Annotated in this window: 17 protein-coding genes and 11 pseudogenes; 12 read left to right on the forward strand and 16 right to left on the reverse strand. The window is 65.9% G+C overall.

Going from position 1 to position 26,425, the window contains the following annotated elements:
* Nucleotides 1-817 (reverse strand): IS5 family transposase gene (locus tag OIE75_RS32000; protein WP_329474089.1). Its coding sequence is split into 2 segments (ribosomal slippage): nucleotides 1-469 and nucleotides 468-817, totalling 819 coding nucleotides; the frame shifts between segments, so codons are not numbered across the junction.
* An 80-nt stretch (nucleotides 818-897) separates the two neighbouring features.
* Between OIE75_RS32000 and OIE75_RS32005 the strand changes: the two genes are divergently transcribed.
* Nucleotides 898-1,329 carry a transposase gene (locus tag OIE75_RS32005; protein ID WP_329473024.1) on the forward strand — a complete coding sequence of 144 codons (432 nt, stop codon included), beginning with the start codon at nucleotides 898-900 and terminating at the stop codon, nucleotides 1,327-1,329.
* A gap of 877 nt (nucleotides 1,330-2,206) precedes the next feature.
* On the opposite strand, the gene OIE75_RS32010 is transcribed toward OIE75_RS32005, so the two are convergent.
* A complete protein-coding gene (locus OIE75_RS32010; protein WP_329473025.1) occupies nucleotides 2,207-3,283 on the reverse strand; it encodes a glycoside hydrolase family 19 protein in 1,077 nt (358 codons plus the stop codon).
* An 842-nt stretch (nucleotides 3,284-4,125) separates the two neighbouring features.
* Between OIE75_RS32010 and OIE75_RS32015 the strand changes: the two are divergent.
* Nucleotides 4,126-4,908, forward strand: a pseudogene (locus tag OIE75_RS32015) (ISAzo13 family transposase); the annotation flags it as partial.
* On the opposite strand, the gene OIE75_RS32020 reads toward OIE75_RS32015, so the two are convergent.
* The 5 genes and pseudogenes from OIE75_RS32020 to OIE75_RS32040 form a co-directional block, all read right to left on the reverse strand.
* Entirely contained in the window at nucleotides 4,905-5,996 is a 1,092-nt protein-coding gene (locus OIE75_RS32020; protein ID WP_329473026.1) for an IS630 family transposase, read from the reverse strand. The pseudogene OIE75_RS32015 and the gene OIE75_RS32020 sit on opposite strands and share 4 nt — an antisense overlap.
* Before the next feature lie 43 nt (nucleotides 5,997-6,039).
* Nucleotides 6,040-6,171 (reverse strand): hypothetical protein, encoded by a 132-nt coding sequence (locus tag OIE75_RS32025; protein WP_329473027.1) that lies wholly within the window; start codon nucleotides 6,169-6,171, stop codon nucleotides 6,040-6,042.
* Nucleotides 6,172-6,631: 460 nt separating this feature from the next.
* Nucleotides 6,632-6,934 (reverse strand): antibiotic biosynthesis monooxygenase family protein, encoded by a 303-nt coding sequence (locus OIE75_RS32030; protein ID WP_329473028.1) that lies wholly within the window; start codon nucleotides 6,932-6,934, stop codon nucleotides 6,632-6,634.
* 43 nt (nucleotides 6,935-6,977) lie between these two features.
* On the reverse strand, nucleotides 6,978-8,354 hold the full coding sequence (locus OIE75_RS32035; protein ID WP_329473030.1) for an FAD-binding oxidoreductase: 1,377 nt from the start codon (nucleotides 8,352-8,354) through the stop codon (nucleotides 6,978-6,980).
* A 390-nt stretch (nucleotides 8,355-8,744) separates the two neighbouring features.
* A pseudogene (locus tag OIE75_RS32040) lies at nucleotides 8,745-8,921 on the reverse strand (IS5/IS1182 family transposase); the annotation flags it as partial.
* Here OIE75_RS32040 and OIE75_RS32045 point away from each other — a divergent pair.
* A complete protein-coding gene (locus tag OIE75_RS32045; RefSeq protein ID WP_329473031.1) occupies nucleotides 8,914-9,177 on the forward strand; it encodes an SDR family oxidoreductase in 264 nt (87 codons plus the stop codon). The pseudogene OIE75_RS32040 and the gene OIE75_RS32045 overlap by 8 nt on opposite strands.
* Nucleotides 9,178-9,193: 16 nt before the next feature.
* On the opposite strand, the gene OIE75_RS32050 is transcribed toward OIE75_RS32045, so the two are convergent.
* The 3 genes and pseudogenes from OIE75_RS32050 to OIE75_RS32055 all read right to left on the reverse strand — a co-directional run.
* Complete coding sequence (locus OIE75_RS32050; protein ID WP_443078459.1) at nucleotides 9,194-9,958, reverse strand: SDR family NAD(P)-dependent oxidoreductase; 765 nt, start codon at nucleotides 9,956-9,958, stop codon at nucleotides 9,194-9,196.
* Nucleotides 9,924-10,019 (reverse strand): annotated as a pseudogene (locus OIE75_RS41525) (SDR family NAD(P)-dependent oxidoreductase); the annotation flags it as partial. The pseudogene OIE75_RS41525 and the gene OIE75_RS32050, both read right to left, overlap by 35 nt.
* A gap of 19 nt (nucleotides 10,020-10,038) precedes the next feature.
* Nucleotides 10,039-10,664 (reverse strand): annotated as a pseudogene (locus tag OIE75_RS32055) (MmyB family transcriptional regulator); the annotation flags it as partial.
* A gap of 154 nt (nucleotides 10,665-10,818) precedes the next feature.
* On the opposite strand from OIE75_RS32055, the pseudogene OIE75_RS32060 reads away from it, so the two are divergent.
* Nucleotides 10,819-11,946, forward strand: a pseudogene (locus OIE75_RS32060) (IS701 family transposase); the annotation flags it as partial.
* Between the two features lie 204 nt (nucleotides 11,947-12,150).
* Here OIE75_RS32060 and OIE75_RS32065 read toward each other — a convergent pair.
* Nucleotides 12,151-13,242: an IS630 family transposase gene (locus tag OIE75_RS32065; protein ID WP_329473033.1), complete on the reverse strand. Its 1,092-nt coding sequence runs from the start codon at nucleotides 13,240-13,242 to the stop codon at nucleotides 12,151-12,153.
* Nucleotides 13,243-13,288: 46 nt separating this feature from the next.
* Nucleotides 13,289-14,147 (reverse strand): IS5 family transposase gene (locus OIE75_RS32070; RefSeq protein WP_443078460.1). Its coding sequence is split into 2 segments (ribosomal slippage): nucleotides 13,289-13,801 and nucleotides 13,803-14,147, totalling 858 coding nucleotides; the frame shifts between segments, so codons are not numbered across the junction.
* 102 nt (nucleotides 14,148-14,249) lie between these two features.
* On the opposite strand from OIE75_RS32070, the pseudogene OIE75_RS32075 reads away from it, so the two are divergent.
* The 6 genes and pseudogenes from OIE75_RS32075 (at nucleotide 14,250) to ltrA (ending at nucleotide 20,710) form a co-directional block, all read left to right on the forward strand.
* Nucleotides 14,250-15,434 (forward strand): annotated as a pseudogene (locus OIE75_RS32075) (IS701 family transposase).
* A gap of 54 nt (nucleotides 15,435-15,488) precedes the next feature.
* Nucleotides 15,489-15,719: pseudogene (locus OIE75_RS32080) on the forward strand (IS5/IS1182 family transposase); the annotation flags it as partial.
* Nucleotides 15,720-15,824: 105 nt separating this feature from the next.
* A complete protein-coding gene (locus OIE75_RS32085) occupies nucleotides 15,825-16,472 on the forward strand; it encodes a DUF6518 family protein (protein WP_329473034.1) in 648 nt (215 codons plus the stop codon).
* A gap of 192 nt (nucleotides 16,473-16,664) precedes the next feature.
* Complete coding sequence (istA, locus tag OIE75_RS32090; RefSeq protein WP_329473036.1) at nucleotides 16,665-18,110, forward strand: IS21 family transposase; 1,446 nt, start codon at nucleotides 16,665-16,667, stop codon at nucleotides 18,108-18,110.
* A pseudogene (locus OIE75_RS32095) lies at nucleotides 18,107-18,667 on the forward strand (ATP-binding protein); the annotation flags it as partial. The gene istA and the pseudogene OIE75_RS32095, both read left to right, overlap by 4 nt.
* 666 nt (nucleotides 18,668-19,333) lie before the next feature.
* Nucleotides 19,334-20,710 (forward strand): group II intron reverse transcriptase/maturase, encoded by a 1,377-nt coding sequence (ltrA, locus tag OIE75_RS32100; protein WP_329473037.1) that lies wholly within the window; start codon nucleotides 19,334-19,336, stop codon nucleotides 20,708-20,710.
* A gap of 24 nt (nucleotides 20,711-20,734) precedes the next feature.
* Here the strand turns inward: ltrA and OIE75_RS32105 are convergent, their stop codons facing one another.
* Nucleotides 20,735-21,502: an IS5-like element IS1373 family transposase gene (locus OIE75_RS32105; protein WP_329474011.1), complete on the reverse strand. Its 768-nt coding sequence runs from the start codon at nucleotides 21,500-21,502 to the stop codon at nucleotides 20,735-20,737.
* A 402-nt stretch (nucleotides 21,503-21,904) separates the two neighbouring features.
* Between OIE75_RS32105 and OIE75_RS32110 the strand changes: the two are divergent.
* A pseudogene (locus OIE75_RS32110) lies at nucleotides 21,905-22,710 on the forward strand (transposase family protein).
* 21 nt (nucleotides 22,711-22,731) lie between these two features.
* Here the strand turns inward: OIE75_RS32110 and OIE75_RS32115 are convergent.
* From OIE75_RS32115 to OIE75_RS32125, 3 genes and pseudogenes are all read right to left on the reverse strand, one after another.
* Nucleotides 22,732-23,487, reverse strand: a pseudogene (locus tag OIE75_RS32115) (transposase family protein).
* A gap of 155 nt (nucleotides 23,488-23,642) precedes the next feature.
* Nucleotides 23,643-24,435, reverse strand: a protein-coding gene (locus tag OIE75_RS32120; RefSeq protein WP_443078461.1) for an IS5 family transposase whose coding sequence is annotated in 2 segments (ribosomal slippage) — nucleotides 23,643-24,108 and nucleotides 24,107-24,435 — 795 coding nt in all. Because the reading frame shifts where the segments join, the coding sequence is not laid out codon by codon here.
* On the reverse strand, nucleotides 24,432-25,673 hold the full coding sequence (locus OIE75_RS32125) for an IS701 family transposase (RefSeq protein WP_443078406.1): 1,242 nt from the start codon (nucleotides 25,671-25,673) through the stop codon (nucleotides 24,432-24,434). The genes OIE75_RS32120 and OIE75_RS32125 overlap by 4 nt, the downstream gene beginning before the upstream one ends.
* 78 nt (nucleotides 25,674-25,751) lie before the next feature.
* On the opposite strand from OIE75_RS32125, the pseudogene OIE75_RS32130 reads away from it, so the two are divergent.
* Nucleotides 25,752-26,310, forward strand: a pseudogene (locus OIE75_RS32130) (transcriptional regulator).
* Nucleotides 26,311-26,425 lie beyond the last annotated feature (115 nt).

The following is a 26,425-nucleotide window of genomic DNA, read 5'->3' on the forward strand; positions in this document are numbered from 1 at the left end:
CTACATGGTCAGTTTGAGGAGTCGTTTGTAGCAGCACAGTGCTGCGGCGAGGCCGAGAAAGGCCAGGTAGTTGCGGGGTTTCCGTTCGTAGCGAGGGCTGAGTCTGCGGTAGCCGGACAGCCAGGAGATGGTCCGTTCGATCACCCATCGGCGCCGACCCAATCGTTCGCTGGACTCGATGCCCTTGCGGGCGATACGCACTCCGATCCGCTTGCCGCGGAGCCATTTCCGCAGTCCAGGGATGTCGTAGGCCTTGTCGGCATGGAGGCGTTGGGGTTTGAAGTGGCGGCCGCGATAGGGGTCGTGTTTCGTTTGGTGACCCGCCACCATGGGCTTCAGGCTTTGGCTGTCGTGGACGTTGGCGGCCGAGACGCCGACGACCAGGGGCAGTCCGTTCGCGTCCGACAGGATGTGCATCTTGGAACCCGGCTTGCCTCGGTCCACGGGGCTCGGACCTGTGTGTTCGCCCCTTTTTAGCGCGCACATGAGCCGAGTCGAGGACCACACGGGAGACATCGACAAGGCCCGCGTCATCGAGCCGGTGAACGACGGCTTCATGCAAGCGCCCCCACACGCCGGCCCTCGACCAGATCATGAACCTGCGGTGTGCGGTCGACTTCGATATCCCGAAACACGGCGGCAGAGCCCGCCAGGCACATCCACTGACCAGCACATAGATGATCGCTGCGAACAGCGTCTCATCAGGCGTGTTCTGCTTCCCGCCGCCCTGCGGCCGAACCCGGACCTCCGGGATCAACGGCCTGGCGATCTCCCACAAGCCGTCCGGAACAATCCAACTCCACGTACCCCGCCCCATACGCAGCCCAACGACCAACTGACCATGTAGGACACGGTCTTAGAAGTCATCTCATTTGGCGTGTTCGATAGCCGGTTGCCGTGGGGACCGTTGAGCGGCTGTTCCGCCTGCGCCTGACGCATCCCGAAGTCGCCGTCGCCTGGGCGGACTCCGCCTACGGCGAGACCCTCGTGGACTGGTCCCACTCCTTGCTCGATATCACCCTCAGGACGCTGCCCCGCCGCAAGGACCAGGACGGCTTCGCCATCCTGGCCAAGCGGTGGCGCGTCGAGTGGGCCATCTCGTGGATCATGAGAGCTAGGAGAAACGTCCGCGGCTACGAGCGCCTCCACAGCGAAGCCCACATCACCTGGACCTTCATCACCCTCATGGCCCGTCGGCTCACCCGTCCTCCCCGGCTGCCGCGCACGTCGCCCCACCCCGTCGAACCGGAGAAGACGATCAGCAAGCCCAGGCCCATACGCCTGCGGATGCAGCAGCCCAACACCATCCGCCGGGCCGCCACCGCCTAGCGCTGAGCTTGTTTTTTTATCTACCAGGACCTGGCAGGCTTGCCAATGGCCTGGAAATGGAATCCGCGAAACGGGCTACCGACGGAGGCGGCAGCCCGTCGTGAAGATCCGAGATTAGCCGCGACGGCTCTGGCCGCTCGGGGAGTTGGAACGAGAATAGGACGGCGGCGGGGTGAAAGGCCTTTGGTCTTTGTGACGCGAAGGATCAGAGTGAAGTGCAGTCGGCAGGTGCTGTGAAGGCCTGTCCGTCGAGAGGGCGGCACCTAGGGCAGTAATCCGCCACTCAACATTCGACGACAAAGTTTGAAAGAGTTGTTGCTCAGTCAGGGGACCACCCTGATAACCGTCCGCGATAGCCCGACGTGTAACAGCAAGAACATCCCCATCGTGATGCGAAAGGCTCCAAATAGCCGGCGCCCGAAGGCGAACCATCTCAAGCTCGTGCGGGCGAGGTGGTCCTCCTGTCACGATCTCTCCATTACGGAGGGACCGGGCCCTCTCCCAAGCCTCTGTTGCAGCACATAGCGCCACCGCATGTTCGATTTCAAGCTCTGTGAATTCTTGAGGCAAGATACCTTCCTCGGACGTAGCCTGCAGGTCATCACTTCGAACGAAACTAGAGCGCGCTCGGTTCATCCGAATCTGCTGCAGAGCGTCACAGATCAGCGGTTCTGATGCATGCACTTAGGCAGGGCATGTCACAAGATCCCAAACAGAGCCAGCACTCCGGTGTGCAGTCATGGTCGTGGTCGCTGGCCCTCTTGTGAGCTCCAGCTAACCCGCTGTCAACTATACCCGGATTTTGAGGGAAACCTCACATCGGTGGTGGCCCCGTCGTCGCGGATCGAGGTCTTCGCGGGTCCGGGAACCCGCTGCTTCAGCAGACGAGGTTGTCTCCCGGTGTCGTTCCCAAAATTTGGACGAATCGCTGGTAATTGGCCACGCGGCTCTGCACCTGTGCGGGGTTCTTGCCGTCACATTCCAAGGCGCCGTTGATGGAGCGGATGGTCTGGCCGAAGCCGGAGTTGTTGGCCATGGCGTCGTGCGGGGTCATGGTGCCGGGGCCGCTCTGGGTGTTCCAGTACCAAAGAGCAGTCTTCCAGGCAACGGAGGCGTCGCTCTCCACGAGTCCGGGGTTGTTCAGCAGGTCGACGCCGAGGGCGTCGCCCGCCGCCTTGTAGTTGAAGTTCCAGCTGAGCTGAGTGGGGCCGCGGCCGTAATAGGCGCTCTGGCCGGCGGGGCAGCCGTAAGGCTGGCCAGGGTCGCAGTAGTGGGAGTGGTTGGCCGTGTTCTGTTCGGTGACATGTGCAAGGCCGCCGGTCTCGTGGCTGGTGTTCGCCAGGAAGGCGGCGGCTTCGCGCTTCCTGGTGGTGTCGTCCCCGGAGGTGGCGAAGCCGGGGTAGGCGCCCAGCGCAGACATCAGACCCCCGTAGGTGTAGAAGGGGTTCCGGGCCGGGAACATTTCATTGAACTGGTTCTCACTCACGACGAAACCCGCTGGGGCGTAGCCGCCACCATCGCTGCCACTTTCGTTCGCCGGGGCTTCCTCCACCATTGAATGGAACCACTTCTGGTTCGCCGCTCCGGTACAGGGCCAGATTTGGAGGGGTGTTCTGTTGGCGTTGTCGTAGCCGCGTACGTCCAGGCACCTATCCGTGGCGGGATTCACGATGTCGTGGGCTTCGGTGACCACCCACTGCTGGTTCGCTCCACCATGGCAGTCCCACAGCCACACGGACGTCCCGTCCGCGGTGCCGTCCGCCTGTATGTCCAGGCACTTGCCGAACGCCCGCAGGGTGCCGTCCCCGGGGCTGGACCAGCGCTGGGCTCCGGTGCCGTTGCAGTCGTAGAGCTGAACAGCCGTACCGTTAGCCGTGTTGGCGTCCGCCACATCGATACATTTACCGGTGAATCCGGTGATCGGGCTGTCCGTGCTGCCCGCCGTCGGCAGCATCCGCAGAGGGTCAGCTACGAAGAGAGCACCTGCGGTAGCCAACACAGTTGCGGCCGCGAGGCCGGCACGGACGGGGTGGCCAAGTCCAGTGCGCCTAAGACGAAAGATAATGGACATTCCGGATGCCGCTCCTTGGCTCTATCTCAGGGTGTTGAGGGCTTTGCATGAAATCGGGCACCGACACTTCACGGGGCGGTCGGGCTCGCTGACGCGCCCCGGCTGGTCGCGCGGATTAAACGAACAGGGGGCGAAAACAGCGTCAAATACTGTGCCCGCGGGACCTTCTGGGGGCAAGACGCCAGACTTGTTCAGGGCTGTACTTTAAGTCGATGACTGATTAGCGACATCATTGTCTCGGTCCACCTCTACCAGAGATCGTCGGGAGATTCCCGTCACCGCTGCTGCCACCAATCGGTACATCTGTCAGGGCATGAAGGCCTGTTCGGGCGCGGTGGACAGCGACCGACCGGACCAGTACTGCCGGTGTACAGGAGCCGCGGCGAAGGGGGCAGGGGCATACTCTCTCCGCAGGTAGGGTTGAACGGGCGTGCATCTTCCTTCCTCAACGTCAGATCCTGAGAAGCGGTTCACCTCGACCTCGCGATCCATTCTGAAGCCTCGCACCACTTGTCTCACGCGGTGCGGGGCTCGAGGGCCACGTCGTAGCGGCCGGGTGAGTTGGCCGCCGAGTACGACGCCTCGGGTCTTGTGACTGGTGATCGGTATCGACCGTTGTCCGGTCATGCTGATGGATGTGAGTAGGGAGCACGTTGAGGGGTGAGCGCAGGAACTGGCTGCCCGGACGGACGGATTCGGGCACCTGTTTGCCCGGCCGGAGCCGCGGGAGGTGTTCGCGGCCGGCCGCCACCCGTCTGCTGATCACTGCGGACGCGGGCGGGTCCAACGGTTACCGCACCCGCGCCTGGAAGACGGAACTCGCCGCCCTGGCCGCCGAGACGGGCCTGGCCATCACGGTCTGCCACATGCCGCCGGGCACTTCGAAATGGAACAAGATCGAGCACCGGCTGTTCTCCCACATCTCTATGAACTGGCGCGGCCGCCCGCTGACCAGCCACGACGTCATCGTGAACAGCATCGCGGCGACCACCACCCGGACCGGGCTGACCGTCCACGCGGAGCTGGACCCTGGCACCTACGACACCGGCATCAGGGTCACCGACGGTGATATCGACGCTCTGCCCATACACCGGCACCGCTTCCATGGAGACTGGAACTACACCCTCCACCCTCACCCTCCCGTCACCACCAGCGGCGCCAAGGACTCGCGGTCAGTTGGCGGCCCGTCCCCGCAGCCCTGCACCGGGTGCCTGCGCAATCCGGAGCTGACCGGAATGCCCGAACCGGTGATGAACGAACTCGTCGATCAACTGGCACAGAAGCTGGACGAGTTACGTGAGCACGGACGGCTCCGGCAGCGAGGAGGCCAACGCATCCGCGCTCGAGGCGCTGGGGCCAAGGACAAGCTGACCACCGCCGACAGAGTCCTGGCCACCGTGCTCTACCCGCGCAAACTCGGCACCCGAGACCTTCTCGCCCAACTCTTCGGAGTCCGCACCAGCACCCTCACCAGGGCCGTTCACCAAGTCCAGCCCCTCCTGGCCTAGTCTTCTGAGTCGGGAATTCTGTTCAGATAGTTGGCGAGGCGTTCGAGGATCTCGTCCGCGGTCTTGGTCCAGACGTAGGGCCTGGGATCGGTGTTCCATGCGGCGGTCCAGGTCCGGATGTCCTTCTCCAGGGCCTGGACGCTTTTGTGGACGCCTCGCCGTATCTGCTTGTTGGTCAGCTCGGCGAACCACCGTTCGACCAGGTTGAGCCAGGACGAGCCGGTGGGCGTGAAGTGCAGGTGGAAGCGGGGGTGAGTCAGCAGCCAGGTTTTGATGGCCGGGGTCTTGTGGGTGGCGTAGTTGTCCAGCACCAGGTGCACGTCCAGGTCTGCCGGTATCGCCTGGTCGAGTTTGATCAGGAACTTCTTGAACTCCTCGGCACGGTGCCGGCGGTGCAGGGAGCCGATCACCTTGCCGGTGGCCACCTCGAGAGCGGCGAACAATGTGGTGGTGCCCGCGCGCACGTAGTCGTGGGTGAGGCGCTGCGGGACGCCGGGCATCATCGGCAGCACCGGCTGGGAGCGGTCAAGGGCCTGGATCTGCGACTTCTCGTCGACGCAGAACACCAGAGCGCGTTCGGGCGGGTCCAGATAGAGGCCGACGACATCGTGGACCTTGTCGACGAAGTACGGGTCCGTGGACAGCTTGAAGGTCTCGGTGCGGTGCGGCTGCAGGCCGAAGGCCCGCCAGATCCGTGACACGGTCGACTGCGACAGGCCCATCTCCTTCGCCATCGCCCGCGTCGACCAGTGCGTGGCGTTCTTCGGCGTCGACTCGAGCGTCCGCTTCACCACCGCAGCGACCTGCTCGTCGGTGACCGTCCGGGGGCCGCCCGGGCGCGGCATGTCACCCAGCCCGGCGATCCGGTGCCCGACGAACCGCTTCCGCCAGCGGCCCACCGCATGCGGCGTGGAGCCCAACTGCGCGGCCACGTCTTTGTTCGACGCGCCTGTCGCGCAGGCCAGGATGATCCGACACCGCAAAGCCCACGCCTGCGGGGTGGAACGGCGCCGCACCCATCCCTCCAGCGCAGCCCGTTCCGCATCCGACAGGATCAACTCGGCCTTCGGCCGCCCAGTACGCGCCACCAGGCAACCCTACACAACTGAACAGAATTCCTGACTCAGAAGACTAGCACGGCTGCACGGCCGGTTTGTCCGACAACATCGCCACGTCGCCGTGGGCGGGTTCGGCGTCGTGAACGAGCTGCACCTCGACCACGGCCGCGAACTCGAGGACCTGGCCGTCCGGCTCGGCGTCCACCCCGAGGTGGAGGTCATTTGCCGGACCTCTCCAGCGGTTACGGGGAGGGCTCTTGGATCGGGGCGCCGCAGGCCGAACAGGTCGCGGATCGCTATCACATGTGGACCAACTTGCGGCGTGCGGTCGAGAAGACGGTCAATGCCTGTCACTCCGGTCGGGTCGGACCGCCTCCCGGCTCGGCCGACCCCGTCTGGGAGGAGTCCCAGTAGAGACTTGACGACGCTCTCGTTGCTCCCGGCATGCACGAGCAGTAGGTGAGCCAGTTCGTGGCGCACGATTTGCTCGCGATGACGTTCGCTGGTAGCCGCGACGTGAAAGACGTAATCCCCGTGGTCGAACGAGAGAACCAGTCCACAGGGAGCGTTGGCTCCCCCGGTCTCAGACATGCCTTGCCGTAGTTGGGCGTAGGCGACCTTCACGCCCAACTACGGCAAGGGTGGTTCGATTTGCGCCGGAGAGATCAGAAGCCGTTGATGACGGCGTCAGCGTGGAGAACTTCTGGAGTGTCGACGAAATAGGGCACCATTGAGCTGGTAAATTTGGCGAAACCCTCAGTCTTCATGAATACTTCGGCGTGATATTCTATCGACTCCCACTGTACACAGAGCAATAGCGTGCCGCTCTTGCCAATGGCGCGGTAAAGGATTACATCCAGACAGCCCCTATCCTCTTCGAGGATAGGTAGATGCGACCGGACAACGGTTTCGAATTCCTTCTCCCTACCCTCTGGAACTGCAATTCTGACAATCTCCCAAATCGCCACGCGATTACCTCCTGAGCGTGTTTCTATTTGTTTCTGTGCGCCTTCAGCGTGCCGGACGGTGGGTCTTTAGCATGCTGCGGTCCGGAAGCGGCGTTGCGGTGAAGACGTGCTCGGGGTCGTAGGTCTCCTTGGCCTTGACCAAACGCTCAGCGTGAGCGCCATAGGCGTGAACAACCTGCTCTTCCTGGTCCGGCAGAAGGAAATTCGGGTAGCCCCCCGGCAGAGCGAAGGGTGCGAGAGCGTTGTAGACACCGTCCAGCCATTCCTTGAAAGAACCGTGATCCTCGTCGGGCCCACGTCCCGCGGAGATTTCAACAGCCACGTGACTGGTGCGCAGGCCGAAGGCGCTCTCTTCGGTTCCCACTCGCGTGGCTGCGCCATGAAATTGCCGCAACCCGATGCCTGCTCCCGGTCCGGGGCGCTTTTCTACCCAGCCGGTGAGGAGGCTGATGACATCGGGCGTGAGTTCGGCGATATTTCGGGTACGCAGGTCCCAGTGCATGCCGTTGGGTACCGCCTGATCGAATTGCTCCCACAGGACCTTCTGTGTGGTCGGAGCCACAGCACCCGCGCCCCGCCTGCCGAGGCGCATGACTTTGCCGACAGCGGCGTCGGCGCCCCGTGGGTCACCGGACCACACCGGCACGACGACCAGGCACGGCCCGGTTCCGGGGGCAACGGTCATTTCGAGCAGGAGGGTGAGGCCGTCGGTCGCCTCGGTGATCAGTTCCGCGAAGCGGGAAAGCACGGTCGATGCTTCCTCCCAAGGAAAGAGGACCATGCCGCCGACGAGTCCACGATCGGAGTGGAGGCGGAGACGGATTGAGGTGACAACGCCGAAGTTGCCGCCACCGCCGCGCAGGGCCCACAGCAGTTCGGGATCATCCTCAGTTGTAACGATCCGACCGTCGGCAAGTACGACTTCCGCTCCGAGAAGGTTGTCGGCGGCTAGCCCAGTCGTGCCCAGCAATGGGCCGTAGCCTCCACCAAGCGTCAGCCCGGCCATGCCGACGACGCCTGCGGTGCCCACAGCGACGTTCATCCTGTGCTGAGAGGCAGCCGCTATCACGTCGCCGGCCCGGCTTCCTCCGCCGATGACAGCGTTGTCCCCCTGCACCCGTACGTCACGCATGGCCCCAAGATCGATCACCAGTCCACCGCGGAGGGCCCGCCCGGCCCAGTCGTGGCCTCCGCCGCGCACGGACACGCCTACACCGAATTGGCGTGCGGAGGTGATTGCGGCGGCGACCTCGGCGTTGGTGTGGGGCCGCACGACCAAGCCAGGCCGAGTGGTTACTCCGCCGTTCCAGAGTGCAGTCGTGTCGGTATACGACGGATCACCGGGCCGAAACAGGCGGTCGGCCAGCACTTGTCCGCTCAAGTGGCGTGCCAGTTCATCGATCCAGTCCGTAGAACTCATAGTCATCCTTGCATCCCACAATTCGATGGCCCAACTGTAGTAACGATCACGGCCCGTCCTGGAATTCGTGGCGACCATTTCCTGATGAGGAAAGTGTCTTTCGGTACACGGTTGCGTGGCCTCTCACCGCACAGGCGCGCGGCGGACCACGCTCGCGCGCTCCGGACAGCAGTACTAGTCGGCTCGCATGTTGCACAGTGTCGCGGCTGTCTCGCGTCCTAGCCCTTGCTCACCTCTCCGTGCTGCTTCCTTTCTATACGCCGGTGCATGCCATACCCGCGGCCTGTCGATCCCCTCTTACGCCACACGTCGTCCGCGGCAGGGCACAGTCGACCGGCCTTCTCGTGCAGGCGGAGCCGGCGTTGCCAGTGCGGTACTGAGGCTTCTCCATCATCGCTCTGAGCTGGCCAGATGCAGGGTGAGCGGCCTGGACGAGGCAGGTGGTCCGGGCGGTCGAGTATCGGAGCTTGCGAAGAACCGCCAGGGCTTGAGCGTAACCATGGCCTGCTCGACGAGGGCGCGGATCTTCGCGTGGGACCGATTCGCCACCTGCTGACCGGTGGAAAGGCCCGACGGAGCCTCGAGCGTCCTGGTCGGTTCGAACGCAGCTGACCGCGGCAGGGAGGCGTTCGGCGCGCGGGCAGCGGCGAAGGTCGCCGTTCGGTCCTTCGCACGGAGATGGTCCATCGAGCTCAAGGGCCGCGGCATCCGGGGCAACGTCATCTCTCCGGCATGGATCGAGACTCCCGGGATCGCCACCACCTTCGGTGACGGAGAGAGCTCCCAGGCGATCAAGGAGGATGTCGCCACAACCCTTCCCTAAGCGGAGTAGGTTCATGTCATGACGAACTTTCACTGCGTGGCAGGCCGATGAACCTGGACAGGAGCGCGTCCACAGTCTGGGTTGGCAGAAGTCGCTTGAGTGCGACAGTCATGCGCGCGTCGCTGCCAACGAGGTAGCGCGGGCGGGGCCGCCTTACGATGAGCGCTTGCTCCACGACAGCCGCAACACGCTCGGGCGGACCTGCCCCCGCCTCTACCTTTTTGTTGAACTGCAGAAAAACATCCATAGCCTTGCCATACTGACGCTCTGCCTTCTCATCCATGTCTGCACGGTCAGACTCTGCCTTCGCGTCGGTTTTGGGACGATTCTGCGATTTGAAGGAACCGGGGTTAACCACGATGACGGGCAGACCCCATGGTGCCAACTCCTGACGCAGCGCGTCCGCGATCGCTTCCAGGGCAAACTTCGAGGCGCTGTATGCGCCGAGCAGGGGCACGGTGACAAGACCGGCGGTTGAGCTGATCATGACGAGGCGCCCACGCCCGGCCCTCAGCGCGGGCAGGAACGCCTGCGATACGGCCAGGACCCCGACTGTGTTGACCTCCAGTTGTTCACGGAGGCGGTCGAGAGGCATGTGTTCCAAGGGGCCAGAAAAGGTGATTCCAGCGTTGTTGACCAAGCCGCTGAGGGGTCCGAGTCCCTTCGCTGCCGCAGCCAACTGCGCAGTGTCTGTCACGTCAAGCGCTACCGGGGATGCGGGAGTGAACCGGGGCGTCAGAGATTCGGCGAACTCCCGCCACCACGTTTTCCCCGCCCTCAGCGAGTCTGATAGCAATCGCTCGACCGATGCCGCTGGAGGCACCAGTCACAAGCACTGTCATTTACAGCCCCTTACGGTTAATTTACTAGGCTCAAGACCTCACGCGGGCGGATCCCGACCTCGTGGTCGTCCCACACCCGCCGGAACTTTCCGCTGGAGTCCAGGGGTAAATCCAGCAGATAGGCGGCTTAAGGCTCGTGACCCCGGAGGGTGATTATCCCGCACAGGCTTGCGGCGTACATCCGCGTCATGAACACGTGTTGCTGGCGTACAAGTCTCGGGCACTCGGGTCGGTGAACCACCGGTAGCCACTGCTGCGAGCAGGACCCGTGTGCTGCGTTGTGTCGCCGGCGAGGGCGACACCCATCGCGTCTGCCGCAAGGTCTCGCCGAGCTCGGTAACGATCTCCGCAGGCGTGTCCATCAGCCGGTCGAGAACGCGTAGCAACCCGAGACTGATCATGCTCGTCTATGGACAGGTAAAGCCCTTGGGCAATCGAGACGAGCATCTGCGCTGACGGCTGCGGACCGCGCCTGCGCTCCAGACGGGAGCAGTAGCCGGCTGACATGTGGCACAGCTCCGCGACCTCCTCGCGGCGTAGCCCGCTGGTCCTGCGGCGTCGTGCCCGGGGCATGCCGACGTCCTCCGGCTGTAGCGCCTCACGACGGTTACGGAGAAAGCCCGCCCGCCCTGCGCGATCGATCATGGCGCTCCCCCTTTCTGAGAGTTACCCCCTCTGTGTGCTGCTTCACTTCTATACGCCTGCGCATTCCGTATCCACTGCCTGTCGATCCCCCCTTATACTCCAGCAGCGGATCGTGTCCTGAGCTGGTGGTTGTCGTTGTCCTGGTATGGAGGGGATGACTGAAGTCGGTTGCTGGGCTGCGGAGTTGGATTCGGTGTTCGCTCGGGTGGCGGGCCGGTTCGCTCGGGCGGATCTGCGGTGGCGGATGCGGGACTATGTCCGCGGTGTGCTGGGCCGAGCGGCACGGAAGAACGGCTGGCAGCTCGCGGGATGGGCAGGTCACCGCACGCCGGACGGCTTTCAGCGGCTGCTGAACAGCAGTGTCTGGGACGCGGACGCGTTGCGCGACGATGTCCGTGCCTACGTCGGCGAATGTCTCGGCCCCGATGGCGTGTTGATCATCGACGACACCGGGTTCATCAAGAAGGGCACCACGTCGGCCGGGGTGGGCCGGCAGTACACCGGCACTCCGGGAAAGATCGACAACTGCCAGATCGGGGTGTTCGCCGCCTACGCCACCGGCTCGGGCCGGGCCCTGGTGGACCGCGAGCTCTACCTGCCCAAAGCCTGGACGTCCGACCGCGACCGCTGCCGGGCGGCGCAAATCCCTGATGAGCGGGCGTTTGCGACCAAGGGTGAACTGGCCCGGGACATCGTCCGCCGGTGCCTCGGTGCGGGTCTGCCCGCCACGTGGTTCACCGCGGACGAGGCCTACGGGCAGGACTGGCACTTCCGCCGCCTGCTCGAGCAATGCGACGTCGGCTATGTGGTGGCGGTGCCCAAGTCGCAGCAGATCAAGTCCCTGGCAGGCATCTGGCGCATCGACCAGCTCATCGAGGACGCCCCTGCCGATGCCTGGCAGAGACTCTCCTGCGGCGACGGAGCGAAGGGCCCGCGTGTCTACGACCGGGCCGCGGCCGAGCTGCCCGCCAACCTCGTCTTCGACCCCGACCCGCCGCCCCATCACCGCTGGGTGATGGCCCGCCGCAGCCTGTCCTATCCCGAAGAGGTGGCCTACTACTTGGCCTACGCCCCCGTCGGCGTCGAGATCGCCGAGCTGGCCCGAGTGGCCGGCTCCCGCTGGGCGATCGAGGAGTGCTTCCAGGCCGCCAAGAACGAATGCGGCCCCGACCACTACGAGGTCCGCCGCCATCCCGGCTGGTACCGGCACATCACCCTGGCCATGCTCGCCCACGCCGTCCTGACCGCACTCGCCGCCCAGGCCGGCGAGGCCTCAAAGGGGCTGCAGAAACGGATCAGCCCTCGTCCCGCTCACCGTGGCAGAAATCCGGCGACTCCTGGACACTCTCCTGCCCCACCCACGAACCGACCACGACCCCGTCACCCACGCACTGAAGTGGTCGGCCTGGAGAAGACACCGCCAGGCCGTCGCCCGCCGCTGCCACTACCGAAAACGCAGCTCAGAACACGAACCGCTGCTGGAGTACTAGTGACCTGAGTCGGAGATTCGTCGGCAGTAGGCGGCGACTTTGTCGAGGATCTCGTCGGCTGTTTTCGTCCAGACGAAGGGCCTGGGGTGCTCGTTCCAGTCTGCGAGCCAGGACCGGATGTCACGTTCGAGTGCCTGGACGGAGCGGTGGACGCCGCGCTTGAGCTTCTTCTGCGTGAGTTCGGCGAACCACCGCTCGACCAAGTTCAGCCAGGACGCGCTGGTCGGCGTGAAGTGCAGGTGGAACCGGGGGTGAGCCAGCAGCCACTTCTTGATGTCGGGTGTCTTGTGGGTCGCGTAGTTGTCGAGGATCAGGTGGACCTGGAGGCCGGCCGGGACTTCCTTGTCGAGTTTGGTGAGGAACTTCTTGAACTCCGCGGCCCGGTGGCAGCGGTGAAGCGAGCCGATGACTTTGCCGGTGGCGACCTCGAGAGCGGCGAAGAGGGTGGTGGTGCCGGCGCGGACGTAGTCGTGGCTGCGGCGTTCGGGAACGCCGGGCACCATCGGCAGCACCGGCTGAGAGCGGTCGAGGGCCTGGACCTGCGACTTCTCGTCCACGCAGAGCACCAGGGGCTTCTCGGGCGGGTCGAGGTAGAGGCCGACGACGTCGCGGACCTTGTCGATGAACAGCGGGTCGGTGGACAGTTTGAACGTCTGCGAGCGGTGCGGCGCCAGAGCGAACGCTCGCCAGATCCGCGAGATCGTCGACTGCGACATGCCCGTGGCCGCCGCCATCGACCTCGTCGACCAGTGAGTGGCGTTCTTCGGCGTCTCCTCCAGCGTCTTGACGACGACACGCTCGACGTCCCCGTCGGTGATCTTCCGTGGGACACCGGGCCGCGGGTCGTCGCACAAGCCGTCCAGTCCGCGTTCGAGGAAGCGGCGTCGCCAGGTGCGGACCGTGTCCGGAGTGATCCGCAGACGCCGGGACACCTCCATGATCGAGTGCCCCTCGGCACACTCCAGCACGATCCGCGACCGCTGAGCCAGAGCCTGGGCCGTCGAACGACGACGCAGCCAGCCCTCCAGCACAGCCCGCTGGGCATCTGTCACCGACAACGGCGGAATCTTCGGACCCGGACGACTCATGCCCAACCAACGACAAATCTCCGACTCAGGTCACTAGGGTCCGTCTTCAAACGGATCTTGCCCAGAGTAGGAATGAGGCGAGATTGACCGCTGCTTCGTAGGAAGTGGCGGTCTTCTCGTATCGAGTGGCGATGCCGCGGAAGCCCTTGAGACGGTTGAAGCAGCGCTCAACGACGTTGCGGCGACGGTAGAGATGCCGGTCGAATGCCGGTGGTCGGCCGCCGTGACGTCCGCGGTTGTGACGGTGCCGTCGCTGGTCGGTCTTCTCCGGGATGGTGTGTGCGATGCCGCGTTTGCGCAGGTAGGCGCCGAAGCCGCGGGAGCTGTAGGCCTTGTCCGCGATGACCTGGTCGGGCCTGCAGCGTGGTCGTCCGACGCCGGTTCGCGGGACGTGGATGCGTTCGAGGAGCGGGCGTGCGCAGATGCTGTCGTGCCGTTGGCCGGGTGTCAGCAGGATGGCGAGGGGCCGGCCGCGACCGTCGCAAGCGAGGTGAATTTTGGTGGTCAGTCCGCCTCGGGATCGGCCGAGGGCGTGATCGTCCGGTTCGTCCTGCCGGTGGTTCCCCTTTTCGGCCGGTGGCAGCAGCGTGCTGGTGGGCACGGACGATGGTGGAGTCGATCTGGACCAACCAGTCGATGTCGCCGGCCGCGTCCGCTTCGGCTTGGACCTGCTGAAGCGCTCGGGCGAACACGCCGTCCAGGGCGTAGCGGCGGAACCGGGTGTAGACCGTCTTCCACGGCCCGTAGCGTTCCGGCAGGTCACGCCAGGAGATACCGGTGCGGATCTTGTAGACCATCCCGTTGATGACCTGGCGGTCCGACACACGCGGACGTCCCGTGGCGGCCCGCGGTATCAGTGGAGCAAGTAACTCCCATTCCGCATCCGTGAGTTCATGGCGGCGTATCACCCCACCATGATCCACCACCTCAGTGATCTTTGAAGACGGACCCTAGTACTGCAACGGTGCTTGTCGTGACTGGTGGCCAGGTTGGTCGTTGGTGTGGTCATGGGTGGGGACCTTGCTGATGTCAGGTTGTGGGCGGGCGAACTGGAAGCTGTGCATGGGCGGTTCGTGCACCGTTTCAGCAGGTCGGAGCCGCGGGAGTCGGCACTGGCTTACATGCGGGGCCTGATCGCTCCGCTGCAGCGGAAGAACGGCTGGACGCTGGCGGAGGAAGCCGGCCATGCGGGCCCGGACCTTATCCAGCGAATGCTGAACCGGATCGAGTGGGACGCCGATGAGGTGCTCGACGATGTGCGTCGGTACGTGGTCGACAACCTCGGCGACCCCGGCGCCGTCCTGGTCGTGGACGACACGGGCTTTTTGAAGAAGGGGACGCGGTCGGTCGGGGTGCAGCGGCAGTACTCCGGTACTGCCGGGCGGACGGAGAACTGCCAGGTCGGGGTCTTCCTCGCCTATGTCACCGACCGTGGCCGGACGCTGATCGACCGGCGTCTGTATCTGCCCGCCTCCCGGACCGACGACCGCGAAAGGTGCCGCCGGGCCGACATCGGCGACGAGGTCGCCTTCGAGACGAAGGTGGTCATGGCCAAGGCGATGGTCCGCCGGGCGATCGCGGACAAGATCCCGTTTCGGTGGGTGACCGCGGATGCCGCCTACGGGTTCAGCAAAGGTTGGCGGTCCGAGCTGGAGCGGGCGGACGTCTTCCACGTCATGGCGACCACCCGGCACGACACCGTGGTCACCCGATGGGCGATCGACCATCCGATCCACGACCTGTTCAACGGCCTTGCCCGGCAGAAATGGAAGCGCCGTGCCCGCGGCACCGGGGCTCACGGTCTACGGATCCACGACGGGGCACGCGTCGAAGTGCGGCCCTGGCACCGGCCCGGCCGCCGCCACTGGGTTCTCGCCCGCCGCAGCGTCGCCCGCCCGCAGGAAATCTCCTGCTACATCGCCTAATGCCCCGCCGGAACCACGCTGAATGAGCTGATCCGCGTCGCGGGCAGCCGGTGGGCCATCGAGGAGTGCTTCCAGAGCGCGAAGCAGGAGTGCGTCCTGGACGACTATCAGGTCCGCCGCCATCCCGGCTGGCACCGCCACATGACCCTGGCCATGGCCGCCCACGCCTGCCTGACCGTCCTGCGAGCCCGAGAACTGGACGCGGACAAAGCAGAAACGGATCCTCCCCGCTCATCCACCTCAGCCTCGCCGAGATGCGACGGCTGATCACCCGCCTCACCGACCGCCGCCCCACACCTGTCGAGCACATCCTGCACTGGTCACACTGGCGCCGACGCCACCCTCCGCACCACCCCGTACTACCACCACAGCGAACAGCCCGAGCACTACCAGCAGTTCAACCGCGACCACGCCCGGGTCCGAGCCCCCGGCGAACGCGCCTTCGCCCGGCTCAAGTCCCGGCGCATCATGCGCAGAGCACGCTTCTCCACCCGCCGTATCAGCCACACCGTCCAAGCCATCCACGTGCCACCGACCTGCGACTATTCAGGATGGAAGAAGTTCAGTGAGTGGTGTCAGTCGCCCGAGCGATGGCCGGCCTCCAGCTGTAAACCGCGCTCATAGACCAGGTGTATAAACACTATGTATAGTCGGGGCGTGGATGCCACCGATTCGATCGTTTCACCCCGCCTGCGCTCGAAGAACGCCCCGAGCGTAGGTGTTCTATGCCTCGGCGCAGGGCTCGTCGGGGGCATCCTGACGAACCTGGCGCAGGGCTGGCTGCCTGGGGCGTGGAACAACTTGGCGAACTCCGGTGCGGTGTGGACGATGTTCGCGTTTGCCGCGGGCGTCGCCCTCGCACACCGCACCGACGGCCATCGCCTTCCGGCATCAGCCGGAGCCCTGGCGGAGATCGGCCTCGTCGTCGGCTACTACGGGTACGCCGAGTTCGGGCGGGACGGAATGGGCTCGCTCACATTTCCACTGCTCTGGCTCGCGATGGCGTGCGTCGCGGGACCGCTGTTCGGCGTCGCGGGCGCATGGTCGAGACGCGGTACTCGGCCCTGGCGGCGCTACGTAGCGCTCGGTGCACTCGGCGGCCTTTTCGGTAGTGAAGGCCTCCACTACTGGCTCGGCCTGGGATACCTACCGCAGGCGGTGGTCTGCGGTGCTCTCGCCTGCGGTCTTCCACTGTTGTCGGGGCGGACCTGGAAGGAACGGGGTCTGAGCCTCGCTGTGGCGATCCCCGCGTCTTTCGTCACTTATCAGATCCTCTATGGCCTCCTGGACGCAGTGTCCGGCTGAGTGGGCCCGCCGGGGAGGGGCACGTCTGTCAGCGACGGCCACTGGTCTTCTGAGTCAGGATTTCTGTTCAGATAGCTGGTGAGGTGTTCGAGGTGTCGGCGTACACGTGAACGTCCCCACCCGCGTACGGATGAAAAGGGACAGTTGTTGATGCGGTGAGGTCGGCTGGCTCGGCACTCTGCTGGTTGAACGATGCAGGACGGCGGAGGGCGGTTAACGGTGGTCCTGGATCCGCATCGCTGGCTGGAAGTGCGGCGCTTCCGTGGTCTGCTGGAGTCCGGGGCGATGAGCCTGTCGGAGATCGCCAGAGAGACAGGGCTGGACCGGAAAACGGTCCGCAAGTACCTCTCCGCGCCGGGCCCGGCCACTCCGCCGCGGCGGTCACCGAACGGGCGGTCGCGTGCGAGGGTGATCGACGAGTTCGCGCCGCTGGTCGACTCGATGCTGCGGGCGGAGATCCTCATGAAGGCCGCGGTGATCCACGAGCGGCTGGCCGCGGAGTACGGGTTCACCGGCACCTACCAGCGCGTCAAGCTCTACGTTCAGGACGCCCGTCCTCGCATCGCCGAGGAACTCGGCATCACGCCGAAGGAACTGGCGGGCATGCACCGCCGCTTCGAGGTGATCCCCGGGGCCCAGGCTCAGGTGGACTGGGGCGACGAGGGCCAGATTCTTGCCCACATGGGAATCCCGAAGGTCTATTCGTTCCACATGACGCTGTCGTACTCGCGCGATCCGTTCTGCTGTTTCACCACCAGCCAGGACCTGCAGAGCTTCTTCGACTGCCACCGCCGGGCCTTCGCCCACGTCGGCGGCGTCCCGATGGCGATCGTCTACGACCGGACCAAGACCGTTGTCCGACGCCACGTCGCTCCGGGCGAGGCCGTTCCGCTGCATCCGGAGGCGGTCGGGTTCGCCGGCCACTACGACTTCGACATCGACGTCCTGGCGGCCTACCGGCCCACGGGCAAGGGCCGGGTCGAGCGGCAGGTTCTCATCGTCCGCGACCACGTTCTGTCCGGCCGGTCCTTCTCGTCCATCGAGGAGATGGACGCCGCCTTCACCACCTGGGTCCCGCAGCGGCGGGCCCAGGCCCACAGGACTCACCAGCAGATCATCGGAGAGCGTGCGGCCCGCGACCACGCGGCCCTCAAGCCTCTGCCACCGACTCCGTATCTGGTGGCCGAGCGGCATCTGCGGCCAGTCGGCAAGGACTGCCAGGTCGCCTTCGGCGGCAACCTCTACTCGGTGCCGGCCCGCAAGGTCCGACCCCGGCAGCTGGTCGAGATCAGGGCTACGAAGTCCCAGGTCATGCTCCATTCGACCACCCCTGGCAAGGAGGGAGAGAGCCTGCTGGCGATACACCCGCGGGCGGTGGGCCGCGGAATCCGCGTCGTCGATGAAACCCGCTGGGACGGCCTGCCGACAGGCAAGGGCCGGCGGACCACCACCGGCGACGTCCCGGCCCAGCCCCGGCGCGAACCGTCTCCCAGGCGGGAGACCGGACCCCTGGAAACGCTGCTGAGCCGGGCCGCCGTCACCCGGATCGAAGTCGGCCGCCGACCGCTGTCGGTCTATGACGAACTGACCGGCACCCGCCCCTTCACCACCCACCCGAGCACAGGGGAAACGTCTTGAGCGAGCTGACCGGCAACCGCATCCGCACCACGGCCGGCAAGCTCGGCCTGCCCCACCTCGCGGAAACCATCAACGAGTACACCCGGCGGGCAGACGAGGGGAAGATGGGCTACCTCGACTTCCTCGACATGGTGCTGTCCGAGGAACTCGCCGTCCGCGACGACTGCCGCTTCCGTCAGGGCCTGCGGCTGTCGAAGTTGCCGCACCATAAGACGCTGGACGAATACGACTTCTCCTTCCAGCCCGAGCTCGACCCGCGCAAGGTCAAGGACCTCGCCACACTCTCGTTCGTCGAGGCCAAGGCCAACGCTGCCCTGCTCGGGCCGCCCGGGGTCGGCAAGACACACATCGCCGTCGCCCTCGCAGTTGCGGCCTGCCGGGCCGGCTACTCGATCTACTTCACCAGCCTCGACGACATGGTTCGCAACCTCAAAACCGCCGAGGAGACCGGACGGCTGACCAGCAAGCTCGGCACCTACCTGCGGCCCAGCGTCCTAGTGGTCGACGAAGTCGGCTACCAGCCCCTCGAACGAGCCGAGGCGAACCTGGTCTTCCAGGGTGCGACACGAAGTCGCTCCACGTGAGTAAGTGCAGCCGAATGAAGGGGAGTTGAAACGGTTGGACTTCGGGCCGGTATTCGGGCCCGTTCCCGCGCTGACATGCGTCGCTGGTAACGGCGGGGTGTGAAGCTCAGCGTTCAAGCCCAAGGGCGCCTCGGCCATCGAGGGGCCACAGGCGAGGGAAAGGCTGGACGGGCGAACACGAGTGAACCCCTGGCTATGCCCCGTGAGAACAAGGCCGCGCGATGGCGTGTTGGCGGCGGTCACAGGACCCGGTGCTGCGAGGCACCAAGCGCTCTTTGGGAACCTGAACCCGGAGGGTGGATACCGCTGGTCCCGGGGTAAAGGGGGCGCCCACCCCAGCCGCATCTTGCTGGTGCGGAACGTGGAAACCCCGTCGAGGTCCAGGCCCTGGCCTGGTAGGCCGACCGCGAGGAGAGCGGAATCCCTCGGCGGGAACAGGATGATCCAAGAAGCGAAGGCCGGCAGGCCGAAAGGCCAGAGGAAACCGGTGGCAGGACCTTCATCCGCCACCGCATAACTCGCCGGATACGGGCCAGCTGGCCCGGCCCGAAAGGGCGCCCACGTGGATCGGGTGAGCCTTTGGAGCTCGCTTTGCAAGGACGCTGGAACCGAGGGGCAAGTTAGACGCTGGAGGCGAACATGGGGACCACGGTCACGGCCGAGATGCCCGCGCCTGGGGCGAACGGACCCGAGGACGTGCACCTCTCGTGGCACAGGATCGACTGGGCCACCTGCGAGGAGAATGTACGGCGGCTGAGGCGGAGGATCTTCAAGGCGACGCAGGACGGGGACCTGAAGAAGGTCCGCAACTTGCAGAAGCTCATGCTGCGAAGTCACAGCAACACGCTGGTCAGCGTGAAACGGGTGACGCAGCAGAGCCGTGGACGCATGACCGCTGGCATCGACGGGGAACGAGTCCTCACGCCTTTGGCGCGAGGCGAGCTGGCGACCGAGATTCACAGGTCGTCGAAGCCCTGGCAGGCCAGACCGGCCAAGCGAGTGTTCATCCCCAAGAGCAACGGAAAGCAACGGCCGCTCGGAATCCCGGTCATCCGTGACCGGGTTCTCCAGGCTCGTGTGAAGAATGCGCTGGAGCCCGAGTGGGAGGCACGGTTCGAGCCGAGGTCCTACGGCTTCCGGCCCGGCCGCGGCTGCCAGGACGCGATCCGGTCGATCTACCTGACGGCGAAGGGCCGCTTTTCGCGGCGTCAGTGGGTTCTGGACGCGGATCTTTCGGCGGCTTTCGACCGCATTGATCATGGACATCTGATGTCCTCTCTCGGGCAGTTCCCCGCCAGGGATCTGGTCAGGGCGTGGCTGAAGGCGGGTGTGATGGATAGCGGTCGGTTCACTCCGACCGAGGAGGGAACTCCTCAGGGCGGTGTGATCAGCCCGTTGTTGCTGAATGTGGCTCTGCATGGGATGGAGCAGGCCGCCGGGTGCCAATACCGTTATCGGAGGGGCAGCGATCCCTACACGCGGATGGGCTCCCCGGTGCTGGTGAGGTACGCCGACGATTTCGTCGTGATCTGTCACGAGGAAGCTGAAGCGCGCAGGATCAGGGCCCGGCTGGAGGAGTGGCTGGCGCCGAGGGGGCTTCACTTCAACGAGGAGAAGACCAAGGTCGTCCACCTCGATGAGGGGTTCGACTTTCTCGGCTTCACTGTCCGCCGCCGATCCGGCGGGAAACTGATCATCACGCCGAGCACTGCGGCCTGCAAGAGGCTCCGGGCGCGGCTACGGGCCGAGGTGAAGTCCCTGCACGGGGCGAGCATCGGCTCCATGCTGCACAGGCTGGTTCCAATCGTTCGCGGTTGGACGGCCTACTACCGGGGAGCGGCGTCCTCGACCACCTTCGCGTCGTTGGACCACTACATGTGGCGTCTGACCTTTCGATGGGCCAGGCGTCGTCATCCGAAGAAGTCGACGCAGTGGGTCAAGGCCCGCTACTTCGGCCAGTTCCACCCAACCCGCGAGGACCGCTGGGTATTCGGTGACCGCGTCAGCGGCGCCTAGAGGTTGTCCCGTATGGAGTGTGAGTTATCCAGTGAGGGCCAGGTTGTGCAGTCGGGCGATGCCGAGCATGGCCTGGTGAACTCCGTCGCCCTTGAGTCGGCAGTCCCGCAGGATCTTCCAGTTCTTCAACCGCGACAGGGCGTGTTCCACGCGCGCTCGTGCCCGGCGATGGACGGCGTTCTCTGCCTCCTGCGAGGGGCTGAGGTGGCTCTGGCCTCGTCGTTTGCGGTGCGGGATCAGGAGGCCGGTGCCTTGGTAGCCGCCGTCGGCAAGGGTCGGGGCGCCGCGGCAGGCCCGATCGATGCCGGACTCGGTGAAGGCCCGGCAGTCGTTGCGGCTGCCGGGCAGCGGGAGACCGATGGCCACGACCAGGCGGCTGTTGGCGTCGATGACGACCTGCAGATTGGTCGAGTACCGGTAGTTCTTGCTGGACGCGGCGACACTGCGGTCGCGGGTGGGCACCAGAGTGCCGTCCACGATGTAGACGGTGTCCTTGCGCGGCCGCCGCGCGGGCGAGATGGCCAGCAGCGGTGCGAGATGGTCCAAGATGCGGTCGGCAGCGGACTTCGAGACTCCGAACAACGGCGCCACCTGCCGCAACGTGAGGTTCGTGCGCCAGTACGTCGCCACCAGCAACACCCGGTCTTCGAGCGACAGCCGCCATGGCCGGCCACGCTGAACGTCGCCACCTCGGCGCCGTACCAGTGCCACCAGCCTCGCAAACTGCACCTCGGTCAGACCCGCAAACGGCTCGATCCACTTCGGATCATCTGCTGAGATCACCCCACCCATGCCCGACCAACGCACCAGCAGCACCACCGGTTACGGGACAACCTCTAGGGCAGGCGGGTGTTGAACCGTCGGGCGGTGTGCTGCGTTGAGGGGGGTGTTGTCGGCGGTTTGCGTATGGAGGATGTCATGGATCAGCAGGCTCCCCTTCAAGGGCACGCTCTGGGGATGGCCCGGCTGTACGGCCTGAGCGGCGAGCCGGAACACCCCGCCCAGGTCCCCCTCGGCAACCTCCCCACACAGACCAGGAAGGATGCGCCCGCGTGGGAGAACGCGGCCCGGCAGCGGATGCATGGCCTCCTCAGCCCTGCGAATGTAGTCAGTGAGCCTCTTTCATCCTGTGCTGGAGGGTGAAATGGGCTGGTCAGCGGGAGTGGTGACGAGGCAGGGCCCCTGGTCGTTGGCGTGGTGATTCCACTCAACACACCGGCGACCGAAGGGGCCCTGTTGGTTCCGTATCCTGCCACGCTCGACGTCCCGCATGAGCTGGTTGAGCATGTTTCCTGGCTGCTGTACGAGCACCGCCGGGCCCGCAACACTCGCTGGCGCAAGCTCGGCTGCTTCAAGCAGGCACTGCTCGCGCTGGTCCATCTACATAAGAACGAGACGTTCTCGCAGCTCGGAGCGGGTTTCGGGATATCCCAGGCCACGGCCTGGCGGTACGTGGACGAGACCTTGGACGTTCTGGTCTCCTGGGCGCCCGGCCTCCACGAAGCCCTCACCGGCCTGGGCGAGGGCGACTTCGTCATCGTTGACGGCACCCTGATTCCACAGACCGGATCCGCGCGGACGAGCCGTACTACTCGATGAAGCACCGCAAGCACGGCATGAACGTGCAGGTCATCGCCCGTCCCGACGGCACACCGCTGTGGTTCTCCCGCGCGATGCCGGGCCGGACCCACGATCTGACCGCGGCTCGCGCCCACGGCATCGTCCAGGCCTGCCTCACCCGGCAGATCCTTGTTCTCGCCGACCGCGCCTACCAGGGCGCCGGCGCCACCATCCGCACCCCGTACTACCACCACAGCGAACAGCCCGAGCACTACCAGCAGTTCAACCGCGACCACGCCCGCCTGAGGGCTCCGGGAGAACGCGCCTTCGCGCAGCTGAAGTCCTGGCGAGTCCTCCAGCGAGCCAGATGCTCCGCCCGCCGCATCGGCACCATCGTCCAGGCCATCCACACACTCCTGAACTGCAGCTATTCAGGATGAAAGAGGTTCAGTGAGCCTCTTTCAGCGTTGGCTCTCCAGGGTGAGGAGGGCCTTGGCGATGACGGTCATGTGGTTGGGGCTGATGCGGGCTCTGCGGAAGATCTGCCAGGACTTCAGCTGTGCCATGCCGCGTTCGACGGGAGCTCGAGCCTGGGCCGGTGCGCGGTTGACAGTTCGCTGTGTGGGCGTGAGTTCGCCTCCGGGTGGTGGTTTGAGCCCGGTGGTGGCCCAAGGGCCAGCGCGCTGGTATGCGCGGTCAGCCAGGGCGGGGGCGCCCTGTCGTCGCAGATCCGGATGATCCGGTGGGGGCGGGCCGAGGTCAGGTCATGGGTGCGGTCCGGCAGCGCGGGCGAGATCCACAGCACCTTGCCGGTGGGGTCGGTGACGGCCTGGTCGTTCACCCCGTGGCGGCGGTGCTTGGCCGGGTAGTCGCCACGGCCCACGGCCGTCGCCGGTCCGGTCGCACTCGGCGAGGGTCCCGTCCAGCAGCACGAAGTCCGGGTCGCTCTCGCGCAGGACCTTCAGCAGGCCCGGAGCCCGGCCGGCGAGCAGACCGACGACGGCCGTGGCGTATGCGTGAGCGGTACCGACGGATATACCGAAGCCGGCCGCGATGCGCGCGAGGGTGTCGTGACGGCGCAGATACACCAGGGCGACCAGCGCACGCTGGTGCGGCGGGAGCTTGCATCGCCGGTCCCCCTCAAGGGTGACGATGAGCATCGTGACCCACGCGACCAAGGCGTGAGACAGGTCGAGTGCGGCAGGATAGAGAACCAACGAGGCTCCTGTGCCGATGGATTGAGACTTCGAACACCTCCCTCAACGGCACGGGAGCCTCGTGCGTTGCGGTCCCTCCTCCCCAGCAGCACCATCACCCGTTCAGCGGCCACGCTGAAAAGGCTCAATGAGTGACCGGCGGCCGCACCCCAACGTCAGCGCACTGCTCTGAGCTGTCGGTGGGTGATGAGGCAGCAGGCGAGCCTGAGGAACGCTTCATGAATGTCGGCCCTGCGTTCCCACCGGATCCGTAGGCGCCGGAAGCCGTGCAGCCACGCAAAACTCCTCTCCACGACCCAGCGATAGGTGCCCAACCCGGTGCCGTGCCGGGTGCCGCGGCGGGCGATAGCGGGCACGATGCCGCGAGCGCGGACCTGATCGCGGTAGACGTCATGGTCGTAGCCGCGGTCGGCGAACAGCGAGTCCGGCTTGCGACGGGGACGGCCGACCCTGCCGCGGACCGGTGGGATCGCGTCGAGCAAGGGCAGTAGTTGGGTGACATCGTTGCGGTTGTCGCCGGTCAGCAGGACCGCGAGCGGGGTGCCGTGCCCGTCAGTGATCAAGTGGTGCTTGGAGCCGGCCCGGCCCCGGTCGACCGGCGAGGGACCCGTCTGGCTCCCCCTTTAGCGCCCGGACGTGGGAGGAGTCGACCACGCAGCGAGACCAGTCCAGCCGCGAGGCCGCGTTCAGCTCGGCCAGCAGGATCTCGTGCAGCCGTTGCCAGACGCCGGCCTGATTCCAGTCCCGCAAGCGGCGCCAGCACGTCATGCCTGAGCCGAAGCCGAGGTGTTGTGGCAAGTACTCCCACTGGATGCCGGTGTGCAGCACGTACAGGATCCCGCACAGCACCTCCCGGTCTGGCAGCGGTTCGTGTCCTGAGCTGCGTTTTCGGTAGTGGCAGCGGCGAGCGACGGCCTGGCGGTGTCTTCTCCAGGCCGACCACTTCAGTGCGTGGGTGACGGGGTCGTGGTCGGTTCGTGGGTGGGGCAGGAGAGTGTCCAGGAGTCGCCGGATTTCTGCCACGGTGAGCGGGACGAGGGCTGATCCGTTTCTGCAGCCCCCTTTGAGGCCTCGCCGGCCTGGGCGGCGAGTGCGGTCAGGACGGCGTGGGCGAGCATGGCCAGGGTGATGTGCCGGTACCAGCCGGGATGGCGGCGGACCTCGTAGTGGTCGGGGCCGCATTCGTTCTTGGCGGCCTGGAAGCACTCCTCGATCGCCCAGCGGGAGCCGGCCACTCGGGCCAGCTCGGCGATCTCGACGCCGACGGGGGCGTAGGCCAAGTAGTAGGCCACCTCTTCGGGATAGGACAGGCTGCGGCGGGCCATCACCCAGCGGTGATGGGGCGGCGGGTCGGGGTCGAAGACGAGGTTGGCGGGCAGCTCGGCCGCGGCCCGGTCGTAGACACGCGGGCCCTTCGCTCCGTCGCCGCAGGAGAGTCTCTGCCAGGCATCGGCAGGGGCGTCCTCGATGAGCTGGTCGATGCGCCAGATGCCTGCCAGGGACTTGATCTGCTGCGACTTGGGCACCGCCACCACATAGCCGACGTCGCATTGCTCGAGCAGGCGGCGGAAGTGCCAGTCCTGCCCGTAGGCCTCGTCCGCGGTGAACCACGTGGCGGGCAGACCCGCACCGAGGCACCGGCGGACGATGTCCCGGGCCAGTTCACCCTTGGTCGCAAACGCCCGCTCATCAGGGATTTGCGCCGCCCGGCAGCGGTCGCGGTCGGACGTCCAGGCTTTGGGCAGGTAGAGCTCGCGGTCCACCAGGGCCCGGCCCGAGCCGGTGGCGTAGGCGGCGAACACCCCGATCTGGCAGTTGTCGATCTTTCCCGGAGTGCCGGTGTACTGCCGGCCCACCCCGGCCGACGTGGTGCCCTTCTTGATGAACCCGGTGTCGTCGATGATCAACACGCCATCGGGGCCGAGACATTCGCCGACGTAGGCACGGACATCGTCGCGCAACGCGTCCGCGTCCCAGACACTGCTGTTCAGCAGCCGCTGGAAGCCGTCCGGCGTGCGGTGACCTGCCCATTCCGCGAGCTGCCAGCCGTTCTTCCGTGCCGCTCGGCCCAGCACACCGCGGACATAGTCCCGCATCCGCCACCGCAGATCCGCCCGAGCGAACCGGCCCGCCACCCGAGCGAACACCGAATCCAACTCCGCAGCCCAGCAACCGACTTCAGTCATCCCCTCCATACCAGGACAACGACAACCACCAGCTCAAGACACGAAACGCTGCTGGAGTACTAAGCGTCTGAGCGGAACATCGAGTTCGGCAAGTACGAGGCCCGCGGTATCAAGGGCCATGAGGCGGTCGGCCGTCAGCTGGATGCGCTCGCCAGTTATATCGCCACCCCTGTCACCGTCTGGCGGGGCCCGTTGGCCCTGCTGCACTACCTCACCCGCACGGGCCACGCCCGCGAAGCCGCACGCGCCGCCGGCCTCACCGTCACCGATCCACCTTGCGCGCGCCTGGCTCAAGGGCGCCCGCAGCCCTTCCAGGAAGAACCTGGTCGCGATCGAGGGGGCCCAACGCACCGTGCGGTGGCAGAACGTCGCCCACTACCTGGCCGCACGCCTTCACCGCGACGGCCGTGGCACCCGTGTCGAGATCCATCCCCTCAACCAGTCCGGCGTCGCGCGGCTGCGCCAGCGCCCGGTGGAGTTCCGCACTCTCAGCGTGCGCCGCTGGGACCGGATCGCCGCCGCGTGGGCGACGGGCGACGATCAGGAACTCGACACCGCCTGGGTCGACCAGGTCATCGACATCGGCTCCCAATGGGGCCAGTACGAGCACGTCACCAACGTGGGCTTCGCGGCATGAGCAGAGCTGGGTCCTGAAGCAGATGCCCGGCCCCGGCCACCCCGGCAACATCCCACCTCACGCGCGCACCCCTGCGCCGCCCACTCAAGCCCGAGAGCGGCCAGATCAGCGTGCC

The sequence above is a fragment of the Streptomyces sp. NBC_01723 genome (assembly GCF_036246005.1).
GTDB lineage: Bacteria > Actinomycetota > Actinomycetes > Streptomycetales > Streptomycetaceae > Streptomyces.

Bases quoted from the DNA above. Each gene is read 5' to 3' on its own strand.
- ltrA (WP_329473037.1), top strand. From the start codon at position 19,334: ATGGGGACCACGGTCACGGCCGAGATGCCCGCGCCTGGGGCGAACGGA.
- OIE75_RS32105 (WP_329474011.1), bottom strand. From the start codon at position 21,502: ATGGGTGGGGTGATCTCAGCAGATGATCCGAAGTGGATCGAGCCGTTT.
- OIE75_RS32065 (WP_329473033.1), bottom strand. From the start codon at position 13,242: ATGAGTCGTCCGGGTCCGAAGATTCCGCCGTTGTCGGTGACAGATGCC.
- istA (WP_329473036.1), top strand. From the start codon at position 16,665: ATGCAGGACGGCGGAGGGCGGTTAACGGTGGTCCTGGATCCGCATCGC.
- OIE75_RS32010 (WP_329473025.1), bottom strand. From the start codon at position 3,283: ATGCTGCCGACGGCGGGCAGCACGGACAGCCCGATCACCGGATTCACC.
- OIE75_RS32125 (WP_443078406.1), bottom strand. From the start codon at position 25,673: ATGACTGAAGTCGGTTGCTGGGCTGCGGAGTTGGATTCGGTGTTCGCT.
- OIE75_RS32035 (WP_329473030.1), bottom strand. From the start codon at position 8,354: ATGAGTTCTACGGACTGGATCGATGAACTGGCACGCCACTTGAGCGGA.